Consider the following 24,266-nt stretch of genomic DNA (forward strand, 5'->3'; position numbering starts at 1 on the left):
CCCCATGCCCCGAAAGCCGCGTCTGCGAGACTATCACTGTTCCATAATGGGAAAAGCGGGAATCGCTATGGCTCACACGCCGGGTTGCCAGTCCTTCGGCGCCATTTCAAAGCCCGCGAAGTCGAAGCCGGGGGCCACGGTGCAGCCGACCAGTGTGAAGGCCCCGAGCGGTTCCGCGGCCTGCCAGGCGCCTTTGGGCACCACAAGTTGCGGGCGCTCGCCTGCTGCGAGGTTGGGGCCGAGGTGGAGCGTTTTGCTTGTGCGGCCATCGGGCGAGAGCTTCAGCGCCAGCGGGCCGCCTGCATGCCAGTGCCAGATTTCGGCGGCATCGACGCGGTGCCAATGCGAGCGTTCGCCTGCCTTCAGCAGATAATAGATCGCCGTGCCATGCGCGCGGCCATTGGCCGTGCCCATGTCGCGGAAGGTTTCCTTGAACCAACCGCCTTCGGGATGGGGTGCGAGATCAAGCAGGCGGATGATGTCGTCCGCGCCGAGCGGTGCCGTCATGTTTAAAACTTGTCCTTGCGCGCTCTTGTCTCGGCGAAAACATCGACGTCTGTTGCGTTGATGAGGCCGATGGTTTCGCGCAGGTCGGGGCTTGCGGCGCGCAGGAACGGGTTTGTCGCTTTCTCGAGGCCGATGGTTGTCGGTACGGTCCATTCGCCGCGCGCGCGTTTTGCATCGATATCTTTCGCGCGACTCACAAGTGCTGCATTTTGCGGCTCGACGCTGAGCGCAAAGCGCGCATTGGATTGCGTATATTCATGGGCGCAATAGACGGTGGTGTCGTCGGGCAGCGCCATCAGCTTGCCGAGCGATGTCCACATCTGCTCCGCCGTGCCCTCAAAGAGACGTCCGCAACCCAGCGCAAAAAGCGTGTCGCCGACAAAGACGACATGATCCTCGCCAAAGGAATAGGCGATATGGCCGCGCGTATGTCCGGGGACCTCGATGACGCGAGCGCGCGCCGCGCCGAGTTCGATAATGTCGCCTTCGCCGACCGCACGGTCGATATCGGGGATCAGATCGCGCTCGCCTTTCGGGCCGACGATCATGCAGCCGGTTTTTGCCTTCAGCTCCGCATTGCCGCCCGCATGGTCGAAATGATGATGCGTGTTGAGAATATGCGTAAGCTTCCAGCCCTTGGCGTCGAGCGCCTTCAGGATCGGGGCGACTTCGGGCGTATCGATGGCGGCGGTCGCGCCCGTGGACGGCTCATGCACGAGGTAGCCGTAATTGTCCTTCAGGGCTTCGAATTGATGGATTTCGAGTTTACTCATGGCCGGCCCGCCTTTTCTGGTGTGACAACAACCTAATGCCTGTGTCTTCAGGTTTGAACCCCGAGAATCGATTAAGAAAAATCTGCTAGGCTTTGATTATGGACGTGATCGATCTCAGAGATTTTTACGGAAGGCCCATGGGGCGCGTGGCGCGCGCGCTGATCGGCCGTCACATTCGTGTCTTGTGGCCTGATGTGAAAGGGCTTTCCGTTCTCGGCCTCGGCTTTGCGACGCCTTATCTCGGCCAGTTTCTCGGCGAGGCGGAGCGCGTGCTCGGGCTCATGCCCGCGCAGCAGGGCGTGTTGCGCTGGCCCGCGGAAGGCCGCTGTCTCACGGGTCTTGCCGATGAAAAGGAACTTCCGCTGGATGACGAATGCATAGATCGCGTTCTCGTCATTCATGGCGTCGAGGCGAGCGAGAGCTTGCGTGCGCATTTGCGGCAGATCTGGCGCGTTCTTGCGCCGGGCGGCAAGGTCATCATCGTCGTGCCGAACCGGCGCGGACTATGGGCGCGGCGTGAGGCGACGCCTTTCGGTCAGGGGCAGCCATTCTCGCGCGCGCAGATCACGCAGGCGCTGCGCGAATCCATGTTCAGTCCGGCGGGTTGGGAAATGGCGCTCTTCGTGCCGCCTTTCGATCTGCGGCCACTCATGCGCTCGGCCAATGCGTGGGAGCGTGTCGGCGGATTTTTGTGGCCGCGTTTTTCCGGCGTCATTCTGGTCGAGGCGACAAAGCAGATTTATGCCGCGACGCCCATTCCCGAGGCGCGGCGCGTGGGCGCGGTGCGGCGCGTGCGCGTCATTGCGCCGATGCGGCGTGGGCTGACGAACAGCGAGAGTCCCCGCGAGGCGGATTGAAACTCAGTCTTTGCGCGAGAGCAGCAGGACAGCGGTTTCCGCCGTCAGATTGTCCCAGAGCCCCGGCCTGCCGACGCGCCTTGCCCGATTGCCGATGACGCTGACCGCGTCGTCGATCTGGAAGCCGAGCGTTTCGCAGAGCTCGACGAAATCGCGAATGGTGCAAAGGTGGATATTGGGCGTGTCGTACCACTCATAGTCGAGCGAGCGCGTCACCGGCATGCGGCCTGACAGGAGAAGCTGAAGGCGCACGCGCCAATTGCCGAAATTCGGGATCGAGACGATGGCGCGGCGGCCGATGCGTTTCATCTGGCTCAGCACTTCGCGCGGATTGCGCGTCGCTTGTATCGTCTGGCTCAGGATCACATAGTCGAAGGCATCTTTGGGATAGTCGTGCAGGTCTGCATCGGCGTCGCCCTGAATGACGGAGAGGCCGCGCGTCACGCAGGCATTCACGCCCTCCTGCGAAAGTTCGACGCCGCGTCCGTCCACGTTTTTCGTCCGCGCCAGCAGCGCCAGCAATTGCCCGTCGCCGCAGCCGACATCGAGCACACGGCTGCCGGGCGCAATCATCTCGGCAATGAGGGCGAGGTCGACACGGTTTTGCACGTAGCCGAAATTCGCCACGCCGTCATGTGACGTCATCGGCCAAGTCCCCGTCGTTCGGCGGCCGATGCGATGAAGCCGGTCAGCGTCGCGAACATTTCCGGTTCATCGAGCAGGAAGGCATCGTGTCCCTTGTCGGTGTCGATTTCGACAAAGCTCACATTGGCGGCGGCGGCATTCAGCGCATGGACGATCTGTCGATTGTCCGATGTGGGGAAAAGCCAGTCGCTGGTGAAGGAGACGACGCAGAAGCGCGTCTTCGTATTCTTGAAAGCCTTGGCCAGCACGCCGCCATGCTCTGCCGCGAGATCGAAATAATCCATCGCGCGGGTGATGTAGAGATAGGAATTGGCGTCGAAGCGGTCGACGAAGGTCATGCCCTGATGGCGGAGATAGCTTTCGATCTGGAAGTCGGCGTCGAAGCCATAGGTCACCTTCTCGCGGTTCTGAAGGTTGCGACCGAATTTGCGATGCAGCGCCGCTTCCGAGAGATAGGTGATGTGCGCGGCCATGCGCGCGACGGCAAGGCCCTTTGAGGGGTTCTTGTCCTCGCCCAGATAGTCGCCGCCCTGCCAGTCGGGGTCGGCCATGATGGCCTGACGGCCTACCTCGTGAAAGGCGATGTTCTGAGCAGAGTGACGCGCGGCGGTCGCAAGCGGGATCGCGCAGAAGACGCGCTCGGGGTAAGCGGCTGCCCATTGCAACACCTGCATGCCGCCCATCGATCCGCCGATGACGCAGAACAGGTCCTTGATGCCGAGACGGTCAAGCAGCATGGCCTGGGCGCGCACCATGTCGCCGATGGTGATGACCGGAAAGGACAGGCCGTAAGGCTTGCCGGTTTTCGGGTCGATGTCCTTGGGGCCCGTCGTTCCCATGCAGCCGCCGATCACGTTCTGGCAGATGACGAAGAAGCGGTCGGTATCGATCGGCAGGCCCGGCCCGACCATCAGCGGCCACCATCCGCCCGCCTTGCCCGTGATCGGGTGGCGGCTTGCGACATGCTGGTCGCCCGTCAGGGCATGACAGACGAGAATGGCGTTGGATTTGTCGGCATTGAGCCGGCCATAGGTCTGATAGGCAATATTGAAGGGCGAAAGGCTGACCCCGCTGTCGAGCGCCAGCGGCGCCTCGGGGCCAAAGGTCGCAACGGCGCTGACCGCATTGACGCGCAAGACGTCAGAATCGGCATCCAGTCCAGCCTTGAGCTCTCGCTTTTCGCTCATCATTCAGTTCACTCGGAGGGGTGGTCGCGCCTTGACGAGGCCCGGATAGCCCCCCTCGCAGCTCGTGCCTAGCTAGGGATGCACCCTGTTAAATGTCAATGTTTTCTTTGATTTTAGCGGGGTAGACCCTTATGAATACCGCTCTTGCGGGCCGGGCTCCGGGAGCGTTCGGCCCCTTGTCCTGTCCAGCATTCGGAACGTTCGTTCCCCCGTCCGGCGACGAGATTTGCGCATGTCGACCAAGAGCCAAGCCCCCGCCCGGGATCTTCAGGATGTCCGGCGCGAGATCGATACGATAGACGACGCGATTCAGGACCTCCTGATGAAGCGGACGGAGCTTGTCGTCGAGGTTGCGGAAGCCAAGGCGCGCACCGCGAGCGCGGCAGGCCAGGGAAGTTTCATCGCCTTCCGACCGGGTCGCGAGGCGAACGTGCTGCGCCGTCTTGCCGGTCGCCAGAAGGGGCCTTTTCCGCTCAAGGTCGTGTTCCGCCTGTTCCGCGAAATTATTTCGACCATGACCCGCATTCAGGGGCCGTTCCGCGTCGATGTTTTCGGGGCGGAAAAGAAGCTCGCTTACTGGGATCTCGCCCGGAGCTATTACGGCTCCTCGACCGAGATGGAACTGCACGACAATGCGCGCGAAGTGCTGCGCCGCCTTGGCCATGACCGCTCCGTCGTCGGCATCTTGCCCGAGCCCGGCAATTACGCAGGCGGCGACTGGTGGCCGTCTCTGGCGATTTCCGGCAAGGACGGGCCTCGCGTGGTTGCGCGTCTGCCGTTCCTCGATATTGCGAGCGAGAACGATGCGCCGGTTGCGCTGGTCGTCACGCAGGCGCCTTTCGAGCCCACGGATGACGATACGAGCCTTCTGGTTGTCTCCGCCGCCGACAAGGTGAGCGACGCCGCGCTTGCCGCGCGCGTCAAGGCCGTCGGCTTCGATGCCGAGCGCATCAGCGTGGCGCTGACGAAGGATGGCGGCGCGTCGCGGCACAATCTTTTTGCGATCAAGGGATATGTCCAGCCTGACGACGCGCGCATCGCGGCGCTGACCGCTGAAGGTCCGGCGGAAAATGCGGCGATCATCGGCGGCTACGCCAATCCCATCAAGCGAGCGAGAGACGGCGAATGAGCAAGACACGTCCCATACCGCAGCCGGGCATTCTCGCAATCGAGCCTTATGTTCCCGGACGCAGCGGCGCGGATAGCGGCATACGCGTGTTCAAGCTGTCGTCTAACGAGACGCCGCTCGGGCCGTCGCCGCGTGCGAAGGAAGCCTATCTCGCAGCCGCCGCCGAGCTTGAGCGTTATCCTGAAGGGTCGTCGTCGGCATTGCGTTCGGCTATTGGCGAGCGCTATGGCCTGAGCGCCGAGCGCATCGTTTGCGGATCGGGTTCCGACGAGCTTCTGCATTTGCTGGCGCAGGCCTATCTCGGCGACGGCGACGAAGCGATTGCGACCGAGCACGGCTTTCTCATCTATCCGGTGGTGACGAGGGCGGCTGGCGCCACGCTTGTCGCGGTGAAGGAAAAGAACCTCAGGGCCGATGTCGACGCGATCCTCGCGGCCGTCACGCCAAAGACGAAAGTGGTTTTCCTCGCCAATCCGAACAATCCGACGGGCAGCTATCTGCCGCTCGACGAAGTGAAGCGTCTGCATGCGGGCCTGCGTCCCGACATTCTCTTCGTGATCGATGCCGCCTATTCGGAATATGTGACGCGCAACGATTATGAGAGCGGCATCGAGCTTGTCGCAACCTCCGACAATGTCGTGATGACGCGGACCTTCTCGAAGATTTACGGGCTGGCGGCGCTGCGTCTCGGCTGGATGTATGCGCCTGCCCATGTGATCGACGTCATCAATCGCATTCGCGGGCCGTTCAACGTGTCGGTCGCCGCCATGGAAGCGGGCGTCGCGTCGATCCGCGATGTCGAGCATTTCGACAAGGCGCGCGCACATAACGACAAGTGGCTGGAATGGCTCACCGCGGAGATCGCGAAGCTCGGCCTTGACGTTGCACCGAGCGTTGCGAATTTCCTGCTCATCCGCTTTCCCGATGAAGCGGGTCGCACGGCCAGGGACGCCGATCAGTTCCTGGTGGAGCGCGGTCTTATTCTGCGTCAGGTCGCGTCATATGGCCTGCCTGCCTATTTGCGCCTGACCGTCGGCACGGAAGAAGCAAACCGTCTCGTTGTCGACGCGCTGCGCGAGTTCATGGGCGCAAAGAAATGACCGATGCAGCCGACCCACATTTCAAGCGCGTCGCGCTGATCGGCCTTGGGCTGATCGGCGGATCGCTCGGCCATGCGATGCGGCGCGGCAAGCTTGCCGGTCACATTGCGGGCTACGCGCGCTCCGACGCCACGCGCAAACGAGCGATGGAAATCGGCTTTGTCGATTCCGTGCATTCGAGCGCTGCAGACGCGGTGAAAGACGCCGATCTCGTCATTCTCTGCACGCCGGTCGGTTCCGTCGGCGAGGTTGCCGCAGAGATCGAACCGGTGCTGAAGAAGGGCGCCATCCTCACCGATGTGGGCTCGGTCAAGGTCGCGATCTTTCGCGATGTCGGGCCGCATGTTCCAGATGGCGTTCACTTCATTCCGGGCCATCCCATCGCGGGCACCGAGGAGTCCGGCCCCGATGCGGGGTTTGCCGAACTGTTTGACGACCGCTGGTGCATCCTGACGCCATTGCCCGGCGTCGATCGCGATGCCGTCGCCAGGCTCACCGCCTTCTGGGAAGCGTGCGGCTCCAGGGTCGATTTCATGGAGCCCAAGCATCACGATCTTGTGCTGGCGATCACCAGTCATCTGCCGCATCTCATCGCCTATAACATCGTCGGCACGGCGGATGACATGGAAACGGTGACGCGGTCTGAAGTCATCAAATATTCAGCCGGTGGCTTTCGCGACTTCACGCGTCTTGCGGCATCCGATCCGACAATGTGGCGCGACGTCTGTCTGAGCAACAAGGACGCCATTCTGGAAATGCTCGGTCGCTTTTCGGAAGACCTTGCCGCGCTTCAGCGTCTGATCCGCTGGGGCGATGGCGACGGGCTGTTTGAGCTGTTCACGCGCACACGCGCGATCCGCCGCTCCATCATCGATGCAGGTCAGGAAAATCCGGCACCGAACTTCGGTCGCAATCCGACCCATGCGGCGGACGACAAGAAAGATCAGTAAACCGGATCGAGTTTCGCGACGACGAGCGGCCCGAGATAGAGCTTGCCCTCGTTCATGATGACGGGCACGCGCAGGCGCCCTTCGCCATTACCCTGAAGCTGTGCGACGAGGCCGAGGCCGACAAGAGCGAGTTTCGCGTCGCGTTCGCTGACGACCTTCGCCTTGACGAGCGCCGCGAGCAGGCCCGCATAATCCACAAACTCGGCATCGAAGTTGCCCTTGGGCCGCGCCTGATCGTCCAGCGTCAGCTCGCCTTGCGCCCACAGATCGAGCGGACCCCATTTGATCCTGAGATCGGACACGGCAAGCGTGCCGCCTTGCTGCAGCCAGTCGCGCGACAGTTCGACAAGGCTTGCGCGCCTGTTTGCAGGCACATTGCGCAGGCGCGCCTGAACGGCGAAGAGGCTGATCTGCGAGCCGAGTACCGGCATCGCCGCCGCTTGCTCGATTTCCATGTCATCGCCCTGCAGGGCGAAATCGTAGCTGCCGGCATCGGTCGCGAGGACCGCGGCCTTTCCGTCAGGAGCCGTGTCTTCGGAGGGGCGTATGTGAAGCTGTAGCCGCTTGGCGGCGAGGCGTTCGCCGGATTGGCGCCCGCGCGCCGCGCCGTCTTCGTCGCGCAGGGCGACAAGATTGTCGATGTCGATGGCCAGCCGTCCGAAGGGCGCGTTTTTGACATCGACATAGCTTGCCCATGTGCCCTCGGCGTTCGCCCGTATCGTGTGGCGACGCGGCTTTGGTCCGCTCACATCGCGATATTGCAGCACCTGCTCGCCGCCGATCTTCAGGACGACATGGCGCAGATTGTAGGGGAGGAAATCGGCCTCCAGACTTTCGGCCTGCCAGGACCAGTCTTCGGGCGCTTGCGGCGCGGTGGCGACAGGGGCAACGAAACTCGCGGCGATGCGATAGGGAAAGCCGGACATTGAAAGCTCGTTCCAGCCGACGGCAATGTCGCCGGGATGGGCTTTCTCGGCAAAAGCCTCGATCGAGCCGCGCAGCTTTTCCGTGACCACATACCAATAGGTCGAATAGATGCCGAAGGTGATGCCAATGGCGATCGCCGGCAGGAAAATTCGCCAGGGTGTGCGGGGCTTTGCCGCCAGCGCAGATGGTGGTGTGTCGGTCATGGTCTCGCTAGAGTGGCCTTGTTCATCGGGGCATAAGATGCAGGATTTATGGGTTTTTGGATACGGCTCGCTGATGTGGCGTCCGGGCTTCGAGTTTGAAGAGCGCCGCCCCGCCTTGTTGCGCGGATATCATCGCGGGTTTTGCGTTTTCAGTCATGTTCACCGGGGAACGCCAGAGCGTCCCGGCCTTGTTTTCGGGCTGGATTCGGGCGGCGCCTGCCGTGGCGTTGCGTTTCGGGTCGAGGCGGCGCGAGCCGAAGCGACACGGCGTTATCTGCAGGAGCGTGAGCAGGTGACATCGGTTTATGTCGAGACGACGAAGGCGGTCGAGCTTGTGGACAGCAAGCAGCGCATCGAGGCGCTTTGCTTCGTCGTCGACCGCAAGCATCCCCAATATGCCGGTGCGCTTGCCTTTGAGCGGCAGGTGGAAATGATCGCCGCGGGTGAAGGACAGTCGGGCAAGAATCCCGAATATCTCGAAAGCACGGTGCGGCATCTTGAAGGGGCGGGCATTGCGGATGCCGAACTCAATCGGCTTTGGTGCGCCGTAGAGGAGCGCCTGCGTCAATCCGCGTCGTCCCGGTAAAGCGGCCGAGTTCGTTCAGCGCATCCTCGATTGCGGCCTTGCGCGTCTTGTCGAGCTTGATGCCGGATTCCGTCCAGAGACCTTTCACCTCCAGGCGGTCATCGGCGCGATGCGCTTTCAGATCAGCGCGGCCGATGAAGCGGTCGCCTTCGAGGATCGGCAGCACGTAGTAGCCATAGCGGCGTTTCTTTTCCGGCACGAAAATCTCGATCGTGTAGTCGAAACCGAAAAGACGCATGGTGCGCTTTCGGTCGCGGATTGCCGGGTCGAAGGGCGAGAGGAAACGCGCGGGGCCATGCGGCTCGCCGAGCGTTGCGATCTGCGCTTCGATGTCGGGCAGCGCCAGCGCGGGACGCTGGCTGCCATCGGCGCAGGCGAGTGCGACCTCGATGATCTCCTTTCGCTTCAGCGCGGATTTTGCCCAGTCTTTTGCCTCGGCAATTTCGATCAAGTCGAAGAAGGCGGCAAGCTCTTGCGGCGTTGCAAGGCCGAGCCGTTCGAGCGCCGCGCGGCAGGCCCAGTCCACGGTCTGCTTGCGCGTCGGGCGAAGCTCGCGTTGCCCCGCCGGGATGACGCGTTCGGCGATGTCATAGACTTTTTCAAAGCCGTCGCGGCGCGCGATGGCAAGCTCGCCCGTGCGCCAGAGAAATTCGAGCGCAGTTTTCGACGGGCCCCAGCCCCACCATCCGCCGCCGCCCTTGTCTTCGAAGTCGCGCGCCATGGATGCGCCGTGCTTGCGGATATGGGCGCGCACGCGGCGGATCACCTTGTCGCCATCGGGCCCGATGCGTTCCTGCCAGCGCGGATGTTGCAGGCGGGCTTTGGCGGCGCGGAAACGATGGTGCCAGTGTGGATAAAACTCCATTGGCACCAGCGAGGCGTCATGCGTCCAGTGCTCGAAAAGCGCGGCGTGATTGTGGTGGAGCGCATGAAGCAGTTCGCGGTTATAGCCGGACCCGCGCGAGAAAAGGATCATGTGATGCGCGCGCTCGACCGCGTTCACGGAATCGAGCTGCACAAAGCCGAGCTTGCGAACAAGCGCCAGCACGTCGCTTTCATCAAACGCGTGATCGGGCCGTGCGGAAAGCGCGTGGCGGTCGAGGAAAAGCCGCCGCGCATCGGCGTTGGAAATCTGCAAGCCGGTCATGGTCAGCGCGGCTCGAAAACATATTCAAATTTCAGCCCGTCGGGATCGGCGAACATGACGGCATAGTAGCCCTTGCCATATTGGGGATAGTCGGCGGGCGGATCGAGAACGGTTGCCTTGATGCTGATGAGTAGAGCGTAAAGCGCGTCCACATCCTCGCTGCTGTCGGCCTGCCAGGCGACATGGTGGAGGCCCGGCGAATAGCGGTCATGGTGGCGCGATGCGCCGTCGCCTTTCGCCTTGAAGATGCCGATGGTCGGCAGACGGTCGCGCGAGGTTGCGTGTTCCCAGTCGATGCCGTTTTCGTCTTCCGACCAGCGGCGATAGCCCATATGGCCCAGCACCGCGTCGTAAAATGGCGCGGAGGCTTTCGGGTCTTTCACCGTCAGATCGAGATGATGGATGAAGCCGCGCATGGCGTTGTCTAGCGTCCGCTCCAGGGCATGACAGGCACGCTCGACACGGCGTTGTAGGGCGAGCCTTCAACGATCTTGTCGCTGATCGCCAGATAGACCAGCGTTTTGCGTGCCGGATCGACGATGCGATAGACATGCGTGCTTTTGAAGAAAAGCGATGTCCGCTCGGAATAGACTTCTTCGCGCGTCTTCAGCTTTGTCAGGTCCGTCGTGATCGGGCCTGTCTGATTGCAGGAGAGCGAGAAGCGCGAGGGGTCTTCAGCAACGCCAACCATTCCCTTCATGCCGCCAGTGCGAGCCTGACTGATGTAGCAGGTAACGCCGCCGACTTTTTCATCGTCGAAGCCGGAGACGCAGACCTTGTCGTTTGCGCCCATGATGCGGAAGGTTGTACTCGCGCAATAAAGTTCATCGGCAAGGGCGGGCACAGAGAAGAGAACGAAGAGTGCTGCGGCGATGGCGAGTTTCTTCACGGTGTCCTCAACTGCATTTCGAGAAGCCGCAGGAGGTGCAGGTTTCGCAGCCTTCCTGACGGATCATGGCGCGCTCGCCGCAGCGGTCGCAGCCCTTCAGCTTGACGGCGCCGAGCGGCGGTTGCACCGGTTCGCCGACAATGGCGCGAACGGCTTCAGTCAACGGCTTGCCGTCTTCATGCGCGATGAAGCCCGTGTCGATCATGTGCTGCTCGATCACTTCGCCGATGGCGGCAAGCAGGCTCGGCACGTAGCGGCCCTTCATCCATGAGCCGCCGCGCGGATCGAAGACTGCTTTCAGTTCCTCGACGACGAAGGTGACGTCGCCGCCGCGGCGGAAGACGGCGGAGATCATGCGCGTCAGCGCCACGGTCCAGGCGTAGTGCTCCATATTCTTGGAGTTGATGAAGATCTCGAAGGGGCGACGGCGATTGCCCTGTCCCTCGGCCTGCAGGATGTCGTTGATGGTGATGTAGATCGCGTGGTCGCTTTCAGGCCATTGCAGCTTGTAGGTGAAGCCGGGCAGCACGGTTTCGCGCTCCAGCGGCTTCGACATATAGACGACGCCGTCCTTCTCGTAAGGGGCCGCCTTGTGCGGCGCATTGAGGGCGAGCGCGGGCTGGGTTTCGGCTTCTGTTTGCGGCGCGGCGTCAATAGAGAGAACGGAGCCGCGCACATCGCTCGGGCGATAGGTCGTGCAGCCCTTGAGGCCCTGTTCGAAGGCTTGCGCATAGACGTTCTTGAACGCCTCGAAGGAAATATCCTCCGGCACGTTGATGGTTTTCGAAATCGAGCTGTCGATGAAATCCTGACAGGCCGCCTGCACGGCGATGTGCTCGGCGGGAGCAAGCTCCTGCGCATTGACGAAATAGTCCGGCAGGGCCGCAGTCTCGCCGAACATCTTGTAGAACTTCGCTACCGCATAATCGGTCACGCGTTCTTCGCGGCGCGTGCCGTCGGGCATCAGCACCTTGCGCGTATAGCCATAGGCGAAAACAGGCTCGATGCCGGATGAGACGTTGCCCGCGAAAAGCGAGATGGTGCCGGTCGGCGCGATGGAGGTCAGCAGCGCATTGCGGATGCCGTGTCTGGCAATCGCCTCGCGCACATCTTCATCAAGCGCGGCAATCGTCGCGCCGGACAAATAGGCGTCCTGATCGTAAAGCGGAAACGGACCCTTCTCCCTGGCGATGTCCACCGATGCGAGATAGGCGGTGCGCGACAGGGCGTGCATCCATTTGCGGATCAGCGCGATCGAGGCGTCGGAGCCGTAACGTGTGCGACACATGATGAGCGCATCGGCGAGACCCGTCACGCCAAGGCCGATGCGGCGCTTGGCTTTTGCTTCCCGCTCCTGTTCGGGCAGCGGGAATCGCGAGACATCGACCACATTGTCCATCGCGCGCACGGCGACGCGCACGAGGTCGTCAAGTTCCGCCTCGTCGATATGCGCCTTGTCGGTGAAGGGCTCCTTCACCAGCGCGGCGAGATTGATCGAGCCGAGAAGGCATGCGCCATAGGGCGGCAGGGGTTGCTCGCCGCAGGGGTTCGTCGCCTGGATCGTCTCGCAGTAATAGAGATTGTTCCGCGCATTGATGCGGTCGATGAAGATCACGCCGGGTTCGGCATAGGCATAGGTCGCGGCGATGATCTTGTCCCAGAGCGCGCGGGCCTTCACCGTTCTGAACGTCTCGCCGCCGAAGACGAGCTTCCAGTCGGCGTCGTGCTTCACGGCGTCCATGAAGGCGTCGGTCGCCAGCACCGAGAGGTTGAACATGGTGAGCTTGCCCGGCTCGCGCTTGGCATCGATGAAGGCTTCAATGTCGGGATGGTCGCAGCGCATCACGGCCATCATCGCGCCGCGGCGCGAGCCTGCCGACATGATGGTGCGGCACATGGCGTCCCAGACATCCATGAAGGAGAGCGGGCCGGATGCGTCCGCGCCGACGCCCTTCACCGGCGCGCCTTTGGGGCGCAGCGTCGAGAAGTCGTAACCGATGCCGCCGCCTTGCTGCATGGTCAGTGCGGCTTCCTTCAGGTTCTCGAAGATGCCCGCCATGGTGTCGGGGATCGTGCCCATGACGAAGCAGTTGAAAAGGGTCACGTCGCGGCCCGTGCCAGCGCCTGCGAGGATACGGCCGGCGGGCAGGAAGCGATGACCGCTCATGGCGCGCTCAAAGCGCGTCGTCCATTCGGCGCGAACTTCTGGGGCTTCTGCTTGGGCAAGGGCTGTGGCCACACGCGCGAAAGTGTCTTCCACCGTTTTATCCAGCGGCGTGCCGTCCTCACCGTGAAGACGATATTTCATGTCCCAGATTTGTTCGGCGATCGGATGCATGGCGTTACTCAAAAAGACGGTCGGAATTGCGAAGTCTGAAGCTTAGCACAAATGCGTTCTCTTTTTGTCCACAAAGAGAGCAGGGGGAAGCAGGCCGCCAATCGACTGAGTCTACGATGTAATTCCTCTTATCCCCTTTATCCACAGGGGGTGCCTGCGAATTTATCCACAGATCAGGGGGCGGAAATCCTCATTCCACCTTCCGCCAGCAGCTTTGCCGTTGCGGTCTCGATGCGGGTCTCGAGCTCGGCCATGAAGCTCTGGCGGTCGAGGCCCGCCGGGATCGGCTCCAGGAATTCGAGTACGATGGTTCCGGGGTGACGCAGCATCTTGCGGCGCGGCCAGTAGAGGCCGGAATTCACCGCGACCGGCACGCAAGGCACGCCGAGCTGACGATAGAGAGCGGCGACGCCCGGCTTGTAGTCGAGCTTCGTGCCGGGCGCGGCGCGCGTGCCTTCGGGGAAGATGACGATGGGGCGCCTGGCCGCGATGGCGGCCTTGCCCTGCGCGATCAGGCGGCGAATGGCGGAGGCGCCCGCGCTGCGGTCCACCGCGATCATCTTCGCCTTTTTCGAGAACCAGCCGTAATAGGGAATCCAGAGCAGCTCGCGCTTCAGCACCATGGCCGGGTCGTCGAGAATGTCGGTGAAGATGATCGTGTCCCACATCGATTGGTGTTTCGAGGCGACGAGAAACGGACCCTTGGGGATCGTGCCGCGGATTTCATAACGCGTTCCGGCAATCGCACCGAGCAGCCATATGGTCAGGCGCGACCAGCAGCGCATCGCCCAGACGGTGCCGCGTCGGGGCAGAAAAAACATGGGCGTCGCAGCCAGATTGACGACAGCGGACATCGCATAGAAGGCGAGATTGAAGGCGATCGATCGGAACCAGAGCAAATCCATTTTCCTTCAATCTCGCGATCAGGCGCGCATCAGCAACGGACGCGCATGGGCGAGCGTCAGCAGATATTTTGAGTATTCGGAAATCAGAAGCCGTGTCGTGCCGGGAAAATCCCACCAGCCGTCGAGATGAAGCGTGTCCTGAATGACGGGGAAGGGTGTGATGGCGACGCCGGGCATGGCGCGGCCAAGCTCCAGCGCAGCGCGCGGCATGTGATAGGTCGAGGTCACGAGGATGATCGAGTGGTATTTGTGCCGACGCACCCAGGCGGCCGTTTCGCTCGCATTGCCGATCGTGTCTTCCGCCTGACGGCCGAGATCGACGCAGCAGTCGAATTTGGGGGAGGCGGTGCGCACGGTCTTTTTCAGCGCGCCCAGTTTCACCTCCGGGTGGACGCCGGTGATCAGCAGGCGCGCGCCCTTGCCGTCATCGAGCAGCTTCACGGCTTCGGCAATGCGACCCTCGCCACCCGTCAGGGCGACAATGGCGTCGGCCACAGGCACTTCGTCGGGCGGATGTCTGTCGAGCTTGGCTGCAAACAGCACGAAGCCTGCCACGTAGAGCGCTACGAGCAGCCCGGCAGTGAAGGCAATCGCCTGGACGAGCCGTTTTCTCAATCTCTCCAGAGCCGTTTCTCCAGCCGCCATGTCTTCTCGCGTTTGACGTTTTACCGCTGCCGTATCCCAACCGGGGAGGACCATAACATAAGGTGCCATGGTGAGGCATAGGAGGGAAATTGGGCAGATTCGCGGTCGGTTGCAGCGGGCGGATGCCTCACAACAGGCGGTGCAGCGTCCGCAATACGGTCACGCGCGCGGTGACGACCGCAACAAGCGCGGCGGCAAGCGGCACGCCGACAAGGGCCGGATAATATTCGAGCCGCAGCCCGGAAATCGGCACCATGAAGATGCCCGATGCGCCGCCTTGCGCGCCGAGCGCGACAAAGGTGGCGACTGACAACAACAGGCCGATGATGCCGCCGCGCAATCCCAGATGCAGAAAGTGGCGCTGCACTTCGGCGGCGATGAATTTGTCGCGCGCGCCCGTCAGATGCAGAACCTCGACGACTTCGCGATTGGCCGACAGGCCCGCGCGCGTGGCGAAGGTGACGATGGCGATCATGGTCGCCGCGACCACGGCAAGCACAGCATAGGCCAGCCATTCGGCAGAGCGGGCGGCATGCAGCAATTCCGTCTGCCACTGGCGATGTGTATCGACTTCGGCGCCCGGCACGCCATCGGCGATGTTTTGCGAGAGCGAGTCGAAATGGGGCGGCGCTTCCGGATCGATGCGCACATCGATGAGGCGCGGCAGCGGCAAGTCTTCCGTCACATTGCCCTTGCCGAGCCAGGGCTCAAGCAATGCGGTCGTGTCGGCATTGGTGAGCAGGCGCGCGGAGACGATGCCCTTGGTTGAATGGAGCAGGTCGAGGACGGCTTGCGTCTGATCTTCCGGCTTCATCAGGGGCGATGGCTTGATCTCGACGGTCAGCGCGCCGGACAGGTCGCGCGTCCAGTCTGTCGTGGCGCGGCTCACCGAAAGGGCCGCGCCAAGCGCGAGGCTTGCAAGGAAGCACATGGCGGCGATGACGAGGACGAGCGAGAGGCCCGTCGCGCCAGCCGCAGGCATGACGCTGCGTGTTTCGACCAGCAGCGCTTTCAGCGCAGCGCCAAAGGGCGCGCGCTCGGGCGCCGGGTCGTCTTTCATGTCGCGCGGGGCGATGGGATCAGCCACGGATGCTCAATCTCCCGCTTTTCAGCACCAGTTCCGGCGCGCCCGCTTCCTCGACCAGCGCGTGATCATGCGTGGCGATGAGGATCGAGGTGCCGAGCCTGTTCAGCTCCATGAAAAGGCGCAGGAGCCGTTTGCCCATTTCCGGATCGACATTGCCCGTCGGTTCGTCGGCCAGCAGCAGGTCGGGCTGGGCGACGACGGCGCGGGCAATGGCCGCGCGCTGCTTCTCGCCGCCTGAAAGCGTTGGCGGTTTTGCCTGCATGCGCTCGCCAAGGCCCACCCAGTCGAGCAATTCCTTCACATCGGCACGATAGCTTGCTTCCGCGCGGCCCTGAATCTTCAGCGGCAGCGCCACGTTCTCATAGGTCGTCAGATGGTCGAGAAGGCGGAATTCCTGGAAGACGACGCCGACGCGGCGGCGCAGGTCCGGCAGTTCGGCGCGGCTCAGGGTTGCGATGTCGCGCCCGAACATGGTGATGAGGCCGCGCGAGGGGCGCGAGGCCATGAACATCAATTTGAGCAGCGAGGTCTTGCCCGCGCCGGATGGGCCGGTCAAAAAGTGGAGCGAGCCCGGCGCGAGGTGAAAACTCACATCGCGCAGGACCTCGGGCCCCATCCCGTAACGCATGCCTACATTCTCGAAACGAATCATGCAGGGCAAGGTATCATGGAAGACAAATCAGGGGGCGGGGTCTGGAATATATGGCGCGTTGTATGCGTCATATTGTTTAACCGGGCTTTAACCATGGGCCGCGTTTCAATAGGCTCTTGGAAACCGCCTCTCGCAGTCTGTTTCGGCGAGCGGTATTGCCTGCGCCACCTCTCACCTCGGCATTGTTCCGGATGATCATTACCTGCCCGTCCTGTTCTGCGCGCTATCCGGTGGATGCAGCGTCTTTTGCGCCTGCCGGGCGCAAGGTTCGTTGCGCCAAATGCGGACATACATGGCATCAAGCGCCGCCTACCGACCTTCCGCGCGCGTCGAGTGACGATGCCGTGGCGCAGGAGGAGGTGCGCGAGGGCGTCTCCGCTGCCGCCATGCCCGAGCCGGTGCCCGAATTTGTCGCGCCGCAAAAGCCGCTGTTCCGCTCCGAGCCGCCCGTATCGGCAAGGGAGCCGCTCGAGCCGGTGCAGGCGCCGGACGCCGTCGAGGGTGAAGCCGACCCTGTCCTCGCCGAAGAGGCGGGGCAGCAAGCCGGGACCGGCGGCAAGCTTCGCACCTATCTCAACGATGTCGCATCGATGCGGCGTGGCCGCGTGCTTGGCATTGTCGGCTGGGTCGTGCTGGTGCTGTTCGTCGCGGGTTCCATCTATGGCGTCGTGCAGTTCCGCAAGGACATTGCCGCCTTCTGGCCGTCGACCGCGAAGCTTTACGAGGCGGCGGGCGCGCCGATCAATCTGCTCGGTCTCGAGTTCCGCGATATTTCCTATGAGCGGCAGACCGAGAACGGCTTGCCGGTTCTCGCCGTCAAGGGTGTCGTGGTGAATGTGAGCGGCGAGGTGAAGACCCTTCCGCGTCTTCGCGTCGGCTTGCGCGATGCAAAGCAGCGCGAGCTTTATCACTGGACCTTTGCGCTGCCTGAGAAGGAGCTTGCGGCAAAGCAGTCCGCCTCCTTCACGACGCGCCTGTCGAGCCCGCCCGTCGAGGCGCGCGATCTTGAGGTTCGTTTTGTGGTGAAGGGGGAAGATTCGGAAGCTTCCACAGCCGCGCAAGGCAATGCGTCGCCTGCGCCGCAGAACTAGCAGGTGAGAGCATGAGCACACTTGCCCCCGGCGTGCATATTTCCGTTCTCTACGATGCAGCCACGCTTGCCTCGCGCGTGCGCGCCCTTGCCGATGAGATCGTCGCTGATATGGGGCGCGAGCCTCTTGTCGTTCCGGTGCTTAAAAGCAGTTTCATATTCGCCGCCGATCTTCTGCGCGCTCTGCACGAAGCGGGCGGCGAACCCGATATGGATTTCATCGGCCTGTCGAGCTACGGCAAAGGCACGCAGTCGCTTGGCGAGGTGACGATTGTGCGCGACACGGAAATACCGATCGAGGGGCGCGACGTGCTGATCGTCGACGATATTCTGGAATCGGGCCGCACGCTTGCCTTCGCCAAGGACCTCATCACGGCGCGGCGGGCGAAATCCGTCAGGATCTGCGTGTTGCTCGAAAAGCCGGGCAAGCGCGCCGTCAATATCGAGCCCGATTTCGTCGGCTTCGAGTGCCCCGATAAATTTGTCATCGGCTATGGCATGGATGTGGCGCATGCCTATCGCCAGTTGCCTTTCGTCGGCGTGATGGAAGGTTAGGCATGGCGCGCATTCTCATTGCCGAAGACGAGCCGAGCGTTCGCGATTTCATCACGCGGGCGCTGAAGGGCGTCGGCCATGAGGTGGAAGCCGTGGTCGATGGCAGCGACGCGCTGGCGGCGCTCACGCGCGCGCGGTCGATCGGCCTGCCGCATGAGCTTTTGCTGACCGACATTCTGATGCCTGTCATGGATGGCATTTCGCTCGCCTTGTCGGCGGCGCGCGATGCGCCGGGCCTGCCCGTCGTGTTGATGACGGGCTATTCCGATCAGCGCGAGCGCGCGCATGGGCTTGATGCGATCATCAAGGATATTCTGCTGAAGCCCTTCACGCTGAACGAGCTTGTGGAGCGCATCGATGCGGTGCTTGCGGAGACGCCGCCGCTTCGCTGACTAAAATCTTTCCAGCAGCCTGTCGAGATAATCGAGTTCGATTTTCGGGCGGCCGAGTTCGCTGGCGCGCCGCCGCAACTCCTCGATGATGGCGCGTGCGCGCTGCATGTCGATCTTGTCGGGCACGGCCACTTCGGTTCCGAGATCGGGCGCAGAATTGGGGAGCGGTCTGCCGAACGGATCGGTGCGGGCGCTGCCATTGCCACGGCCCGACTTGCCCTGACGGCCTGCCATGCTTTGCATCAATTGATCGGCGAGGCCTTGCGCGCCTTCGCGTAGTCCGTCGATCGCCTGGCCTTGCGATGTCGTTGCGCGGTCGGCGCGCCCTGCATCGAGGCGGTCTTCGGCATTCTTCATCTGGTCGCGCGCCTTGCCGAGCGGGGAGGGCACCTTGACGTCGGATTTTTCGAGGTCGCGTATCATCGCTTCCAGCTCGCCGCGCAAGGCTTTCTGGGCTTCCTTCAAGGCCTGCAACGATCCGTGCTTGCCGCCTGCGCCCTGTTCCCCGGCGCCTGCTTCGCCCTTCGCGCCGCGGCGGAAGGTTTCATCCATCAGTTGCCGTTCCTTGTCGATCAGCTTGCCCATGCGATCGACGGTATCGGCCATCTTCTGCTCGCCCTGCGTCATGGTCGCGTTCTGCTGCGGCACCTGCATGTTTTCCATGATGGCTTGCAACTGTTCGAGCATGGCCTTCGCCTGATCGCGCGCGCCTGCGCGGGCGAGATCGCCGATGGCGCTCAGCATTTTTTCAAGCTGGTCGCGGTCGACCGTCTGGCCATCGCGCGGTGCGAATTTATCCATCAGGTTCTTGTCGGGCGTTTGTCCGCTCTTGGCGACGAGCGCGTCCATGTAGCGCTTGAAGGCCTGTTTCATTTCCTCGAGCAGGCGGGCGATCTCGTCATTGCCCGCGCCTTTTGCGAGTGCCTCTGTCAGCGCGTCGCGGGCGCGGCGCACATCGCTTTCGGCAAGCGAGATATCGCCATCCTCGATGCGCAGCGCGATGGACCACATGAGATCGAAAATGCCGGTGAGGTCGCTGTCGCGCCGCGCGACGAGGAGCCGCCAATATGTGGCGCGCAGCGCGAGATAGACGGTCTTGTCCTCAATGTAGCGCTGACCGTCCAGGGTGAGATCGTCGAGAATTCGCGCCACTCTCGTCGTTGAGGTCGGATCGAAGGCAAGGGCGCGGCGCAGCTCGATGGTTGCGGCGGCGAGCGGCTTGGTGAATTCGCGTGCGGGGAGCGTGAGGTCGATGGGGTCGCTTGCCCCCTCATTGCCCGCATCGTCCTTTGCAACCAGCGTGATCGTTACCGGAAGGCCGGCCCAGGGATGGGGTGTCAGATCGACATAGGTTTCGGCACTGGCGCTTTTGGGCCGCGATGTCGGCAGCGGCAGCGTTATGACGGGCGGGCTGACGCGCGGCGTCGCGCGGGCATGCCGCATCGTCGGTATTTTTGCGGCGGGGGCATTTGCTTCGGGGGCTTCGGCGAGCGTGACGCGGACTTGTGCCGCCGTGACGCCGTAGTCGTCATCGACCTTGTAGGCAAAGCGGAGCGACCCTGAGGCGGTGCGCTGCAACGGCTTGGTAAAGGCGATATGCGGCGCGTGGTCGGGGATGATTTCAATTTTCCATCCGCGCATCAGCCGCCCGCCCTGCGTCAGGACGAATTCCGCCGATGCCTCGATGGGCGCGTCGAGCGAATAATTATTCTCGCCGAGATCCTTCAACTGTTCCGGCCTGCCGCGGTCCGCGTTGCCTGTTTCAAGAGCGGGGGCGGAGCGAAGGCCGTGAACGCGGAGCGACAATGTGCTGCCGACCGGCACCTTGAGCACGGCATTGCTCTCCTGCCCCGCTTCGCCGGGCTGATCGCGGCGCTCGAGATAGATCGGCGCGATGCCGGTATAGGAGGGCGGCGTGATCCAGGCTTCGATGACGACCGTTCTGGCGGTGCTGACGCCCGGCAGCAGGGCGCCTGCGATGCGGGAAATGCGGCCGGGTCCGGTTCCGGCGATGCCGATGACCAGCAGCAGCACGACCACGGCGCGCAAACCGTAAGGATCGAGCGCGGTGAGGCCGGGCGCCGGAAAGCCCAGTTTCAATTTTTTCAGGCGTTCGTTGACCCAGCGTTGATGGGCGAGCCAGAGCGCGCGGTCGCCTGTGCCTTCGGCGGGCGTGTCCTCATAAGCGCCCAGCGGCTGATGGACGAGGCCGGAGGCGCGTTCGAGATGGCGGAGGGCGGCGTCCCGGCTCGGCCAGCGAAAGCCCCGGAGTCCCCGCCAGAGGGCGAGGGCGAGTATGACGGCAAAGCCTGCCAGCACGGCCCAATGGATGCCCATGGGAAGTTCGGCAAAGACGCCGAAAAGCGCCATGGCGATGAAGAGGCCGGAAAGTGCGGCGGCAGGCCAAAGGCCCGGCCAGAGCATTTCCCAGACGAGCAGGGCGCGGGCGGCGACGATCCGCCGTTCGATTCGTTTCGGCAGATGGCGGGCAGGCTTTTGCGGCGTCCCGTGCTCGGGGCGTGTCTCGCTTGCGTCCGGGTCGTGATCGTCGAAGCCGCTCAACTTATCGCGCCATTCAAACTTGTTCGCGCGAGCCTGCCCTTTTTGGAGCCGCTAGCGCGAGGATGATTTTTCCGGCTCAAGCCAGGCCGGAATCTTATCCTGCTTCAGGATTTCGTCATAATCGGGGCGCGCACGGATAACTGCATATTTGCCGTCATTGACGAGAACCTCGGGCACCAGAGGGCGCGTGTTGTAGGTCGATGCCTGCACCGCGCCATAGGCGCCCGCCGACATGATGGCGACGAGATCGCCCGCCTTGAGCTGCGGCAGGTCGCGCCCCTTGGCGAGGAAGTCCCCCGTTTCGCAGACCGGGCCGACGACATCATAGGTCACGCGTTCGGCGCTTGCGGGCTCCACGACGGCGCGGATTTCGTGGTAGGCGTCATAAAGCGTTGGGCGGATGAGGTCGTTCATCGCCGCGTCGATTATGAGGAACTTGCGGTCGTCGCCTTCCTTTTCATAGATGACGCGCGAGACGAGAATGCCCGCATTGCCGACGATGAGGCGGCCCGGCTCGAAGGTCAGCTCGCAATCGAGGTGACCGACGGTGCGCTTGACCATGGCGGCATATTCATCCGGATGCGGAGGAATATCGTTATCGCCGCGATAGGGAATGCCGAGGCCGCCGCCGAGATCGATATGGGTGATCTTGTGGCCCTGCGCGCGCAAGGTCTCGACCATGCCCGCAACGCGGCGGAACGCCGTCTCGAAAGGCTCAAGCGATGTGAGCTGGCTGCCGATATGAACGTCGATGCCGCAGGCATTGATGCCGGGCAGTTCCGCCGCGCGGGCATAGACGGCGGGCGCGCGCTTCCAGGAAATGCCGAACTTGTTTTCGGCCTTGCCGGTGGCGATCTTCTCATGGGTCTTTGCGTCAACATCGGGATTGACGCGGATGGCGATTTTCGCAACGAGGCCGCGCGCGGATGCAAGCTGTGACAGAAGCTCAAGCTCGGGCTCGGATTCGACGTTGAACTGGTCGATGCCGGTTTCAAGCGCGAAGCTCATTTCGGCGGCTGTCTTGCCGACGCCGGAAAAGACGATCTTGCTTGCCGGAATGCCGACCGCGAGCGCGCGGCGCAATTCGCCTTCCGACACGACGTCCGCGCCTGCGCCTTCGCGCGCCAGCGTGGCGACGACGGCGAGGTTCGAGTTTGCCTTCACCGAATAGCAGAGCCGCGCGGGCTGGCCCTTGAAGGCGTCCATGAAGACGCGGGCGTGCCGCTTCAGCGTTGCCGATGAATAGCAATAAAAGGGGGTGCCGATGCTTTCGGCAATATCGGTGATCGCGACATCTTCGGCATGGAGAATGCCGTCGCGATATTCAAAATGATTCATTTGTCCGTCGGCTTTCAGTGCGCGCTCGCCGCTAGCAGGGCGGCATAGTCATGTCGGGCATGCGGTTGGGATTGCCAGAGGAGCTTCCGCCCCCGCCGGGGGCATCGATCGGCCGCTGCTCTGTCGCGGATTCGGCACAATGGGGCGCGGTTTTTGCCGAGGCCATGTCGGGGCTGACGCTGGGCGGCGGTTCGAGCCCGCCTTTTCGGCCGCAGGCGCCGACGGCAAGAAGAATCGCGAAGGCGGTGGCCGCAATCGTCAATCGCCTGTTCATGCCGTCTCTCCTGCCAATAGCTTATGCGTTCAAGTCGCGTTGCGTTCCAGTTCCTTGCGCCACCATGCGGCGGCGGCGCGGACATTGTCGGGCGCGGTGCCGCCAAAGCTTGTGCGGCTTGCAACCGAATTGTCGACGCCCAGAACCGAGTATACCTCATCCGTGATGCCGGGTTCGGCTTCACGCATTTCGGCAAGGCTCAGGCCGTCGAGATCGACGCCTTTCTTCTCGGCCTTTGCGACCAGCGCGCCGGTCACATGATGCGCCTGGCGGAAGGGAAGCCCAAGGCTTCTCACGAGCCAGTCGGCAAGATCGGTCGCGGTCGAAAAGCCGCGCGAGGCGGCGGCGCGCATTGCGGTTTCATTCACCGTCAGCGTCGCGACCATTCCGGTCATGGCGGCAAGCGACAGGGAGAGCGCGTCGAGCGCGTCGAAGGCGGCTTCCTTGTCTTCCTGCATGTCCTTTGAATAGGCGAGCGGCAGGCCCTTCATCACGATGAGAAGCGTGGTGAGGCCGCCGATGACGCGGCCCGTCTTGGCGCGCACCAGTTCGGCGGCGTCGGGGTTGCGCTTCTGCGGCATGATCGACGAGCCGGTCGTGTAGCCGTCGGGCAGACGAATGAAATTGAAGCCCGGCGTCGACCAGATCACGATTTCTTCGGCAAGCCGCGACAGATGCGTCGCGGCGATTGCCGCCGCGCTCAATGTTTCGAGCACGAAGTCGCGATCGGACACGCTGTCGAGCGAATTGCGCGTCGGGCGGTCGAAGCCCAGTTCCTTCGCCGTGCGCTCGCGGTCGATGGGGAACGACGTGCCTGCAAGTGCTGCCGCACCGAGCGGGCTTTCGTTCAGCCGCTTCCTCGCATCGCGCAAACGGCTGCGGTCGCGGGCCGCCATCTCGACATAGGCAAGGCAGTGATGACCGAAGGTCACCGGCTGCGCCGTCTGGAGATGGGTGAAGCCCGGCATGATCGTCGCCGCATGTTCCTCGGCGCGGTCGATCAACGCCGATTGAAAGGCGGCAAGCTGCTCATCGAGATGGTCGATGGTGTCGCGAATATAGAGTTTGAAGTCGAGCGCCACCTGATCGTTGCGCGAGCGCGCCGTGTGCAGGCGTCCTGCAGCCGCACCGATGAGATCGGCGAGGCGCGATTCGACGTTCATGTGAATATCTTCAAGCTCGCGCTTGAAGACGAATTTGCCGCTTTCTATTTCGGCCAGAACGGCGTCGAGACCCGCGACAATCTGGTCCGCATCCGCTCTTGAGATAATTCCGGTTTCGGCCAACATGGCGCAATGCGCTTTCGACCCCCGGATGTCCTGGGCAAAGAAGCGCTGATCGAAGCCGATGGAGGCGTTGATTTCCTCCATAATGCGGTCGGGACCTTCGCCGAAGCGGCCGCCCCACATTTTATTGCTCATCTAGGGTTCTCTGGGTCATTCCCTGGGAGCCCCATGGACACCCGATGTTTCAGTTACAGCCAAAGCTTATCGCGATTTTGACTACAATAGGCCTTGTTGTCGTTGCG

25 protein-coding genes are annotated in these 24,266 nt (G+C 62.8%); 8 read left to right on the forward strand and 17 right to left on the reverse strand.

What is annotated here, in order from left to right; genetic code table 11:
• Positions 1–72 precede the first annotated feature (72 nt).
• Together WA943_RS13805 and gloB are read right to left on the reverse strand one after the other, a co-directional pair.
• Complete coding sequence (locus tag WA943_RS13805) at positions 73–507, reverse strand: cupin domain-containing protein (protein ID WP_424470466.1); 435 nt, start codon at positions 505–507, stop codon at positions 73–75.
• Between the two features lie 2 nt (positions 508–509).
• Positions 510–1,280 carry a hydroxyacylglutathione hydrolase gene (gloB, locus tag WA943_RS13810; RefSeq protein WP_424470467.1) on the reverse strand — a complete coding sequence of 257 codons (771 nt, stop codon included), beginning with the start codon at positions 1,278–1,280 and terminating at the stop codon, positions 510–512.
• A 98-nt stretch (positions 1,281–1,378) separates the two neighbouring features.
• Here gloB and WA943_RS13815 point away from each other — a divergent pair, with 98 nt between their 5' ends.
• Positions 1,379–2,137 (forward strand): class I SAM-dependent methyltransferase, encoded by a 759-nt coding sequence (locus WA943_RS13815; RefSeq protein ID WP_424470468.1) that lies wholly within the window; start codon positions 1,379–1,381, stop codon positions 2,135–2,137.
• Between the two features lie 3 nt (positions 2,138–2,140).
• Here the strand turns inward: WA943_RS13815 and metW are convergent, their stop codons facing one another.
• Both metW and metX read right to left on the reverse strand, forming a co-directional pair.
• Positions 2,141–2,782, reverse strand: coding sequence for a methionine biosynthesis protein MetW (gene metW, locus WA943_RS13820; RefSeq protein ID WP_424470469.1), 642 nt, complete (start codon positions 2,780–2,782; stop codon positions 2,141–2,143).
• Positions 2,779–3,972, reverse strand: a complete 1,194-nt coding sequence (metX, locus tag WA943_RS13825; protein WP_424470470.1) for a homoserine O-acetyltransferase MetX — start codon at positions 3,970–3,972, stop codon at positions 2,779–2,781. Before metX ends, metW begins: the two co-directional genes overlap by 4 nt.
• A gap of 229 nt (positions 3,973–4,201) precedes the next feature.
• Here metX and WA943_RS13830 point away from each other — a divergent pair, with 229 nt between their 5' ends.
• From WA943_RS13830 to WA943_RS13840, 3 genes are read left to right on the forward strand one after another with little or no spacing between them, the layout of a single operon-like run.
• Complete coding sequence (locus tag WA943_RS13830) at positions 4,202–5,098, forward strand: chorismate mutase (protein WP_424470471.1); 897 nt, start codon at positions 4,202–4,204, stop codon at positions 5,096–5,098.
• Positions 5,095–6,198 (forward strand): histidinol-phosphate transaminase, encoded by a 1,104-nt coding sequence (hisC, locus tag WA943_RS13835; RefSeq protein WP_424470472.1) that lies wholly within the window; start codon positions 5,095–5,097, stop codon positions 6,196–6,198. The genes WA943_RS13830 and hisC overlap by 4 nt, the downstream gene beginning before the upstream one ends.
• Entirely contained in the window at positions 6,195–7,148 is a 954-nt protein-coding gene (locus WA943_RS13840; RefSeq protein ID WP_424470473.1) for a prephenate/arogenate dehydrogenase family protein, read from the forward strand. Before hisC ends, WA943_RS13840 begins: the two co-directional genes overlap by 4 nt.
• Here WA943_RS13840 and WA943_RS13845 read toward each other — a convergent pair.
• Positions 7,142–8,278 carry a DUF2125 domain-containing protein gene (locus WA943_RS13845; RefSeq protein ID WP_424470474.1) on the reverse strand — a complete coding sequence of 379 codons (1,137 nt, stop codon included), beginning with the start codon at positions 8,276–8,278 and terminating at the stop codon, positions 7,142–7,144. The genes WA943_RS13840 and WA943_RS13845 overlap by 7 nt on opposite strands.
• Positions 8,279–8,315: 37 nt before the next feature.
• Between WA943_RS13845 and WA943_RS13850 the strand changes: the two genes are divergently transcribed.
• Entirely contained in the window at positions 8,316–8,864 is a 549-nt protein-coding gene (locus WA943_RS13850; RefSeq protein WP_424470475.1) for a gamma-glutamylcyclotransferase, read from the forward strand.
• Here WA943_RS13850 and WA943_RS13855 read toward each other — a convergent pair.
• The 8 genes from WA943_RS13855 to ftsE form a co-directional block, all read right to left on the reverse strand.
• Positions 8,806–10,011, reverse strand: a complete 1,206-nt coding sequence (locus WA943_RS13855; RefSeq protein WP_424470476.1) for a winged helix-turn-helix domain-containing protein — start codon at positions 10,009–10,011, stop codon at positions 8,806–8,808. The two genes, WA943_RS13850 and WA943_RS13855, sit on opposite strands and share 59 nt — an antisense overlap.
• A 2-nt stretch (positions 10,012–10,013) precedes the next feature.
• Positions 10,014–10,427, reverse strand: a complete 414-nt coding sequence (locus WA943_RS13860; RefSeq protein ID WP_424470477.1) for a VOC family protein — start codon at positions 10,425–10,427, stop codon at positions 10,014–10,016.
• Positions 10,428–10,435: 8 nt separating this feature from the next.
• The gene (locus WA943_RS13865) at positions 10,436–10,900 is read right to left on the reverse strand and encodes a CreA family protein (RefSeq protein WP_424470478.1); all 465 of its coding nucleotides are present in this window, start codon (positions 10,898–10,900) and stop codon (positions 10,436–10,438) included.
• Positions 10,901–10,907: 7 nt separating this feature from the next.
• Positions 10,908–13,238 carry an adenosylcobalamin-dependent ribonucleoside-diphosphate reductase gene (locus WA943_RS13870; protein WP_424470479.1) on the reverse strand — a complete coding sequence of 777 codons (2,331 nt, stop codon included), beginning with the start codon at positions 13,236–13,238 and terminating at the stop codon, positions 10,908–10,910.
• A 173-nt stretch (positions 13,239–13,411) separates the two neighbouring features.
• Positions 13,412–14,137 carry a lysophospholipid acyltransferase family protein gene (locus WA943_RS13875; RefSeq protein ID WP_424470480.1) on the reverse strand — a complete coding sequence of 242 codons (726 nt, stop codon included), beginning with the start codon at positions 14,135–14,137 and terminating at the stop codon, positions 13,412–13,414.
• Positions 14,138–14,161: 24 nt separating this feature from the next.
• Complete coding sequence (locus tag WA943_RS13880; RefSeq protein ID WP_424470481.1) at positions 14,162–14,788, reverse strand: YdcF family protein; 627 nt, start codon at positions 14,786–14,788, stop codon at positions 14,162–14,164.
• A 127-nt stretch (positions 14,789–14,915) separates the two neighbouring features.
• Positions 14,916–15,875 (reverse strand): cell division protein FtsX, encoded by a 960-nt coding sequence (locus WA943_RS13885; RefSeq protein WP_424470482.1) that lies wholly within the window; start codon positions 15,873–15,875, stop codon positions 14,916–14,918.
• The gene (gene ftsE, locus WA943_RS13890) at positions 15,868–16,527 is read right to left on the reverse strand and encodes a cell division ATP-binding protein FtsE (RefSeq protein ID WP_424470483.1); all 660 of its coding nucleotides are present in this window, start codon (positions 16,525–16,527) and stop codon (positions 15,868–15,870) included. Before ftsE ends, WA943_RS13885 begins: the two co-directional genes overlap by 8 nt.
• Positions 16,528–16,682: 155 nt before the next feature.
• On the opposite strand from ftsE, the gene WA943_RS13895 reads away from it, so the two are divergent.
• Genes WA943_RS13895 through WA943_RS13905 form a run of 3 tightly spaced genes read left to right on the forward strand, consistent with a single transcriptional unit; the run spans position 16,683 to position 18,564 of the window.
• The gene (locus WA943_RS13895; RefSeq protein ID WP_424470484.1) at positions 16,683–17,618 is read left to right on the forward strand and encodes an MJ0042-type zinc finger domain-containing protein; all 936 of its coding nucleotides are present in this window, start codon (positions 16,683–16,685) and stop codon (positions 17,616–17,618) included.
• A gap of 11 nt (positions 17,619–17,629) precedes the next feature.
• On the forward strand, positions 17,630–18,172 hold the full coding sequence (gene hpt, locus WA943_RS13900; protein WP_424470485.1) for a hypoxanthine phosphoribosyltransferase: 543 nt from the start codon (positions 17,630–17,632) through the stop codon (positions 18,170–18,172).
• 2 nt (positions 18,173–18,174) lie between these two features.
• Entirely contained in the window at positions 18,175–18,564 is a 390-nt protein-coding gene (locus WA943_RS13905; RefSeq protein WP_424470486.1) for a response regulator, read from the forward strand.
• Here the strand turns inward: WA943_RS13905 and WA943_RS13910 are convergent, their stop codons facing one another.
• Genes WA943_RS13910 through argH form a run of 4 tightly spaced genes read right to left on the reverse strand, consistent with a single transcriptional unit; the run spans position 18,565 to position 24,159 of the window.
• Positions 18,565–21,126 (reverse strand): TIGR02302 family protein, encoded by a 2,562-nt coding sequence (locus WA943_RS13910; RefSeq protein ID WP_424470487.1) that lies wholly within the window; start codon positions 21,124–21,126, stop codon positions 18,565–18,567. It abuts the gene before it with no gap.
• A 51-nt stretch (positions 21,127–21,177) separates the two neighbouring features.
• Positions 21,178–22,464 (reverse strand): diaminopimelate decarboxylase, encoded by a 1,287-nt coding sequence (gene lysA, locus WA943_RS13915; protein ID WP_424470488.1) that lies wholly within the window; start codon positions 22,462–22,464, stop codon positions 21,178–21,180.
• A 31-nt stretch (positions 22,465–22,495) separates the two neighbouring features.
• On the reverse strand, positions 22,496–22,738 hold the full coding sequence (gene lptM, locus WA943_RS13920; RefSeq protein WP_424470489.1) for an LPS translocon maturation chaperone LptM: 243 nt from the start codon (positions 22,736–22,738) through the stop codon (positions 22,496–22,498).
• Positions 22,739–22,767: 29 nt separating this feature from the next.
• On the reverse strand, positions 22,768–24,159 hold the full coding sequence (argH, locus tag WA943_RS13925; RefSeq protein WP_424470490.1) for an argininosuccinate lyase: 1,392 nt from the start codon (positions 24,157–24,159) through the stop codon (positions 22,768–22,770).
• Between the last annotated feature and the right edge of the window lie 107 nt (positions 24,160–24,266).

The organism is Parvibaculum sp. (assembly GCF_049651025.1).
Classification (GTDB): domain Bacteria; phylum Pseudomonadota; class Alphaproteobacteria; order Parvibaculales; family Parvibaculaceae; genus Parvibaculum.

Bases quoted from the DNA above. Each gene is read 5' to 3' on its own strand.
- WA943_RS13880 (WP_424470481.1), bottom strand. From the start codon at position 14,788: ATGGCGGCTGGAGAAACGGCTCTGGAGAGATTGAGAAAACGGCTCGTC.
- lptM (WP_424470489.1), bottom strand. From the start codon at position 22,738: ATGAACAGGCGATTGACGATTGCGGCCACCGCCTTCGCGATTCTTCTT.
- WA943_RS13805 (WP_424470466.1), bottom strand. From the start codon at position 507: ATGACGGCACCGCTCGGCGCGGACGACATCATCCGCCTGCTTGATCTC.
- WA943_RS13840 (WP_424470473.1), top strand. From the start codon at position 6,195: ATGACCGATGCAGCCGACCCACATTTCAAGCGCGTCGCGCTGATCGGC.
- WA943_RS13905 (WP_424470486.1), top strand. From the start codon at position 18,175: ATGGCGCGCATTCTCATTGCCGAAGACGAGCCGAGCGTTCGCGATTTC.
- argH (WP_424470490.1), bottom strand. From the start codon at position 24,159: ATGAGCAATAAAATGTGGGGCGGCCGCTTCGGCGAAGGTCCCGACCGC.
- lysA (WP_424470488.1), bottom strand. From the start codon at position 22,464: ATGAATCATTTTGAATATCGCGACGGCATTCTCCATGCCGAAGATGTC.
- WA943_RS13845 (WP_424470474.1), bottom strand. From the start codon at position 8,278: ATGACCGACACACCACCATCTGCGCTGGCGGCAAAGCCCCGCACACCC.
- WA943_RS13815 (WP_424470468.1), top strand. From the start codon at position 1,379: ATGGACGTGATCGATCTCAGAGATTTTTACGGAAGGCCCATGGGGCGC.
- WA943_RS13830 (WP_424470471.1), top strand. From the start codon at position 4,202: ATGTCGACCAAGAGCCAAGCCCCCGCCCGGGATCTTCAGGATGTCCGG.
- hisC (WP_424470472.1), top strand. From the start codon at position 5,095: ATGAGCAAGACACGTCCCATACCGCAGCCGGGCATTCTCGCAATCGAG.
- WA943_RS13855 (WP_424470476.1), bottom strand. From the start codon at position 10,011: ATGACCGGCTTGCAGATTTCCAACGCCGATGCGCGGCGGCTTTTCCTC.
- WA943_RS13860 (WP_424470477.1), bottom strand. From the start codon at position 10,427: ATGCGCGGCTTCATCCATCATCTCGATCTGACGGTGAAAGACCCGAAA.
- WA943_RS13870 (WP_424470479.1), bottom strand. From the start codon at position 13,238: ATGCATCCGATCGCCGAACAAATCTGGGACATGAAATATCGTCTTCAC.
- metX (WP_424470470.1), bottom strand. From the start codon at position 3,972: ATGATGAGCGAAAAGCGAGAGCTCAAGGCTGGACTGGATGCCGATTCT.
- gloB (WP_424470467.1), bottom strand. From the start codon at position 1,280: ATGAGTAAACTCGAAATCCATCAATTCGAAGCCCTGAAGGACAATTAC.
- metW (WP_424470469.1), bottom strand. From the start codon at position 2,782: ATGACGTCACATGACGGCGTGGCGAATTTCGGCTACGTGCAAAACCGT.
- hpt (WP_424470485.1), top strand. From the start codon at position 17,630: ATGAGCACACTTGCCCCCGGCGTGCATATTTCCGTTCTCTACGATGCA.
- WA943_RS13850 (WP_424470475.1), top strand. From the start codon at position 8,316: ATGCAGGATTTATGGGTTTTTGGATACGGCTCGCTGATGTGGCGTCCG.
- ftsE (WP_424470483.1), bottom strand. From the start codon at position 16,527: ATGATTCGTTTCGAGAATGTAGGCATGCGTTACGGGATGGGGCCCGAG.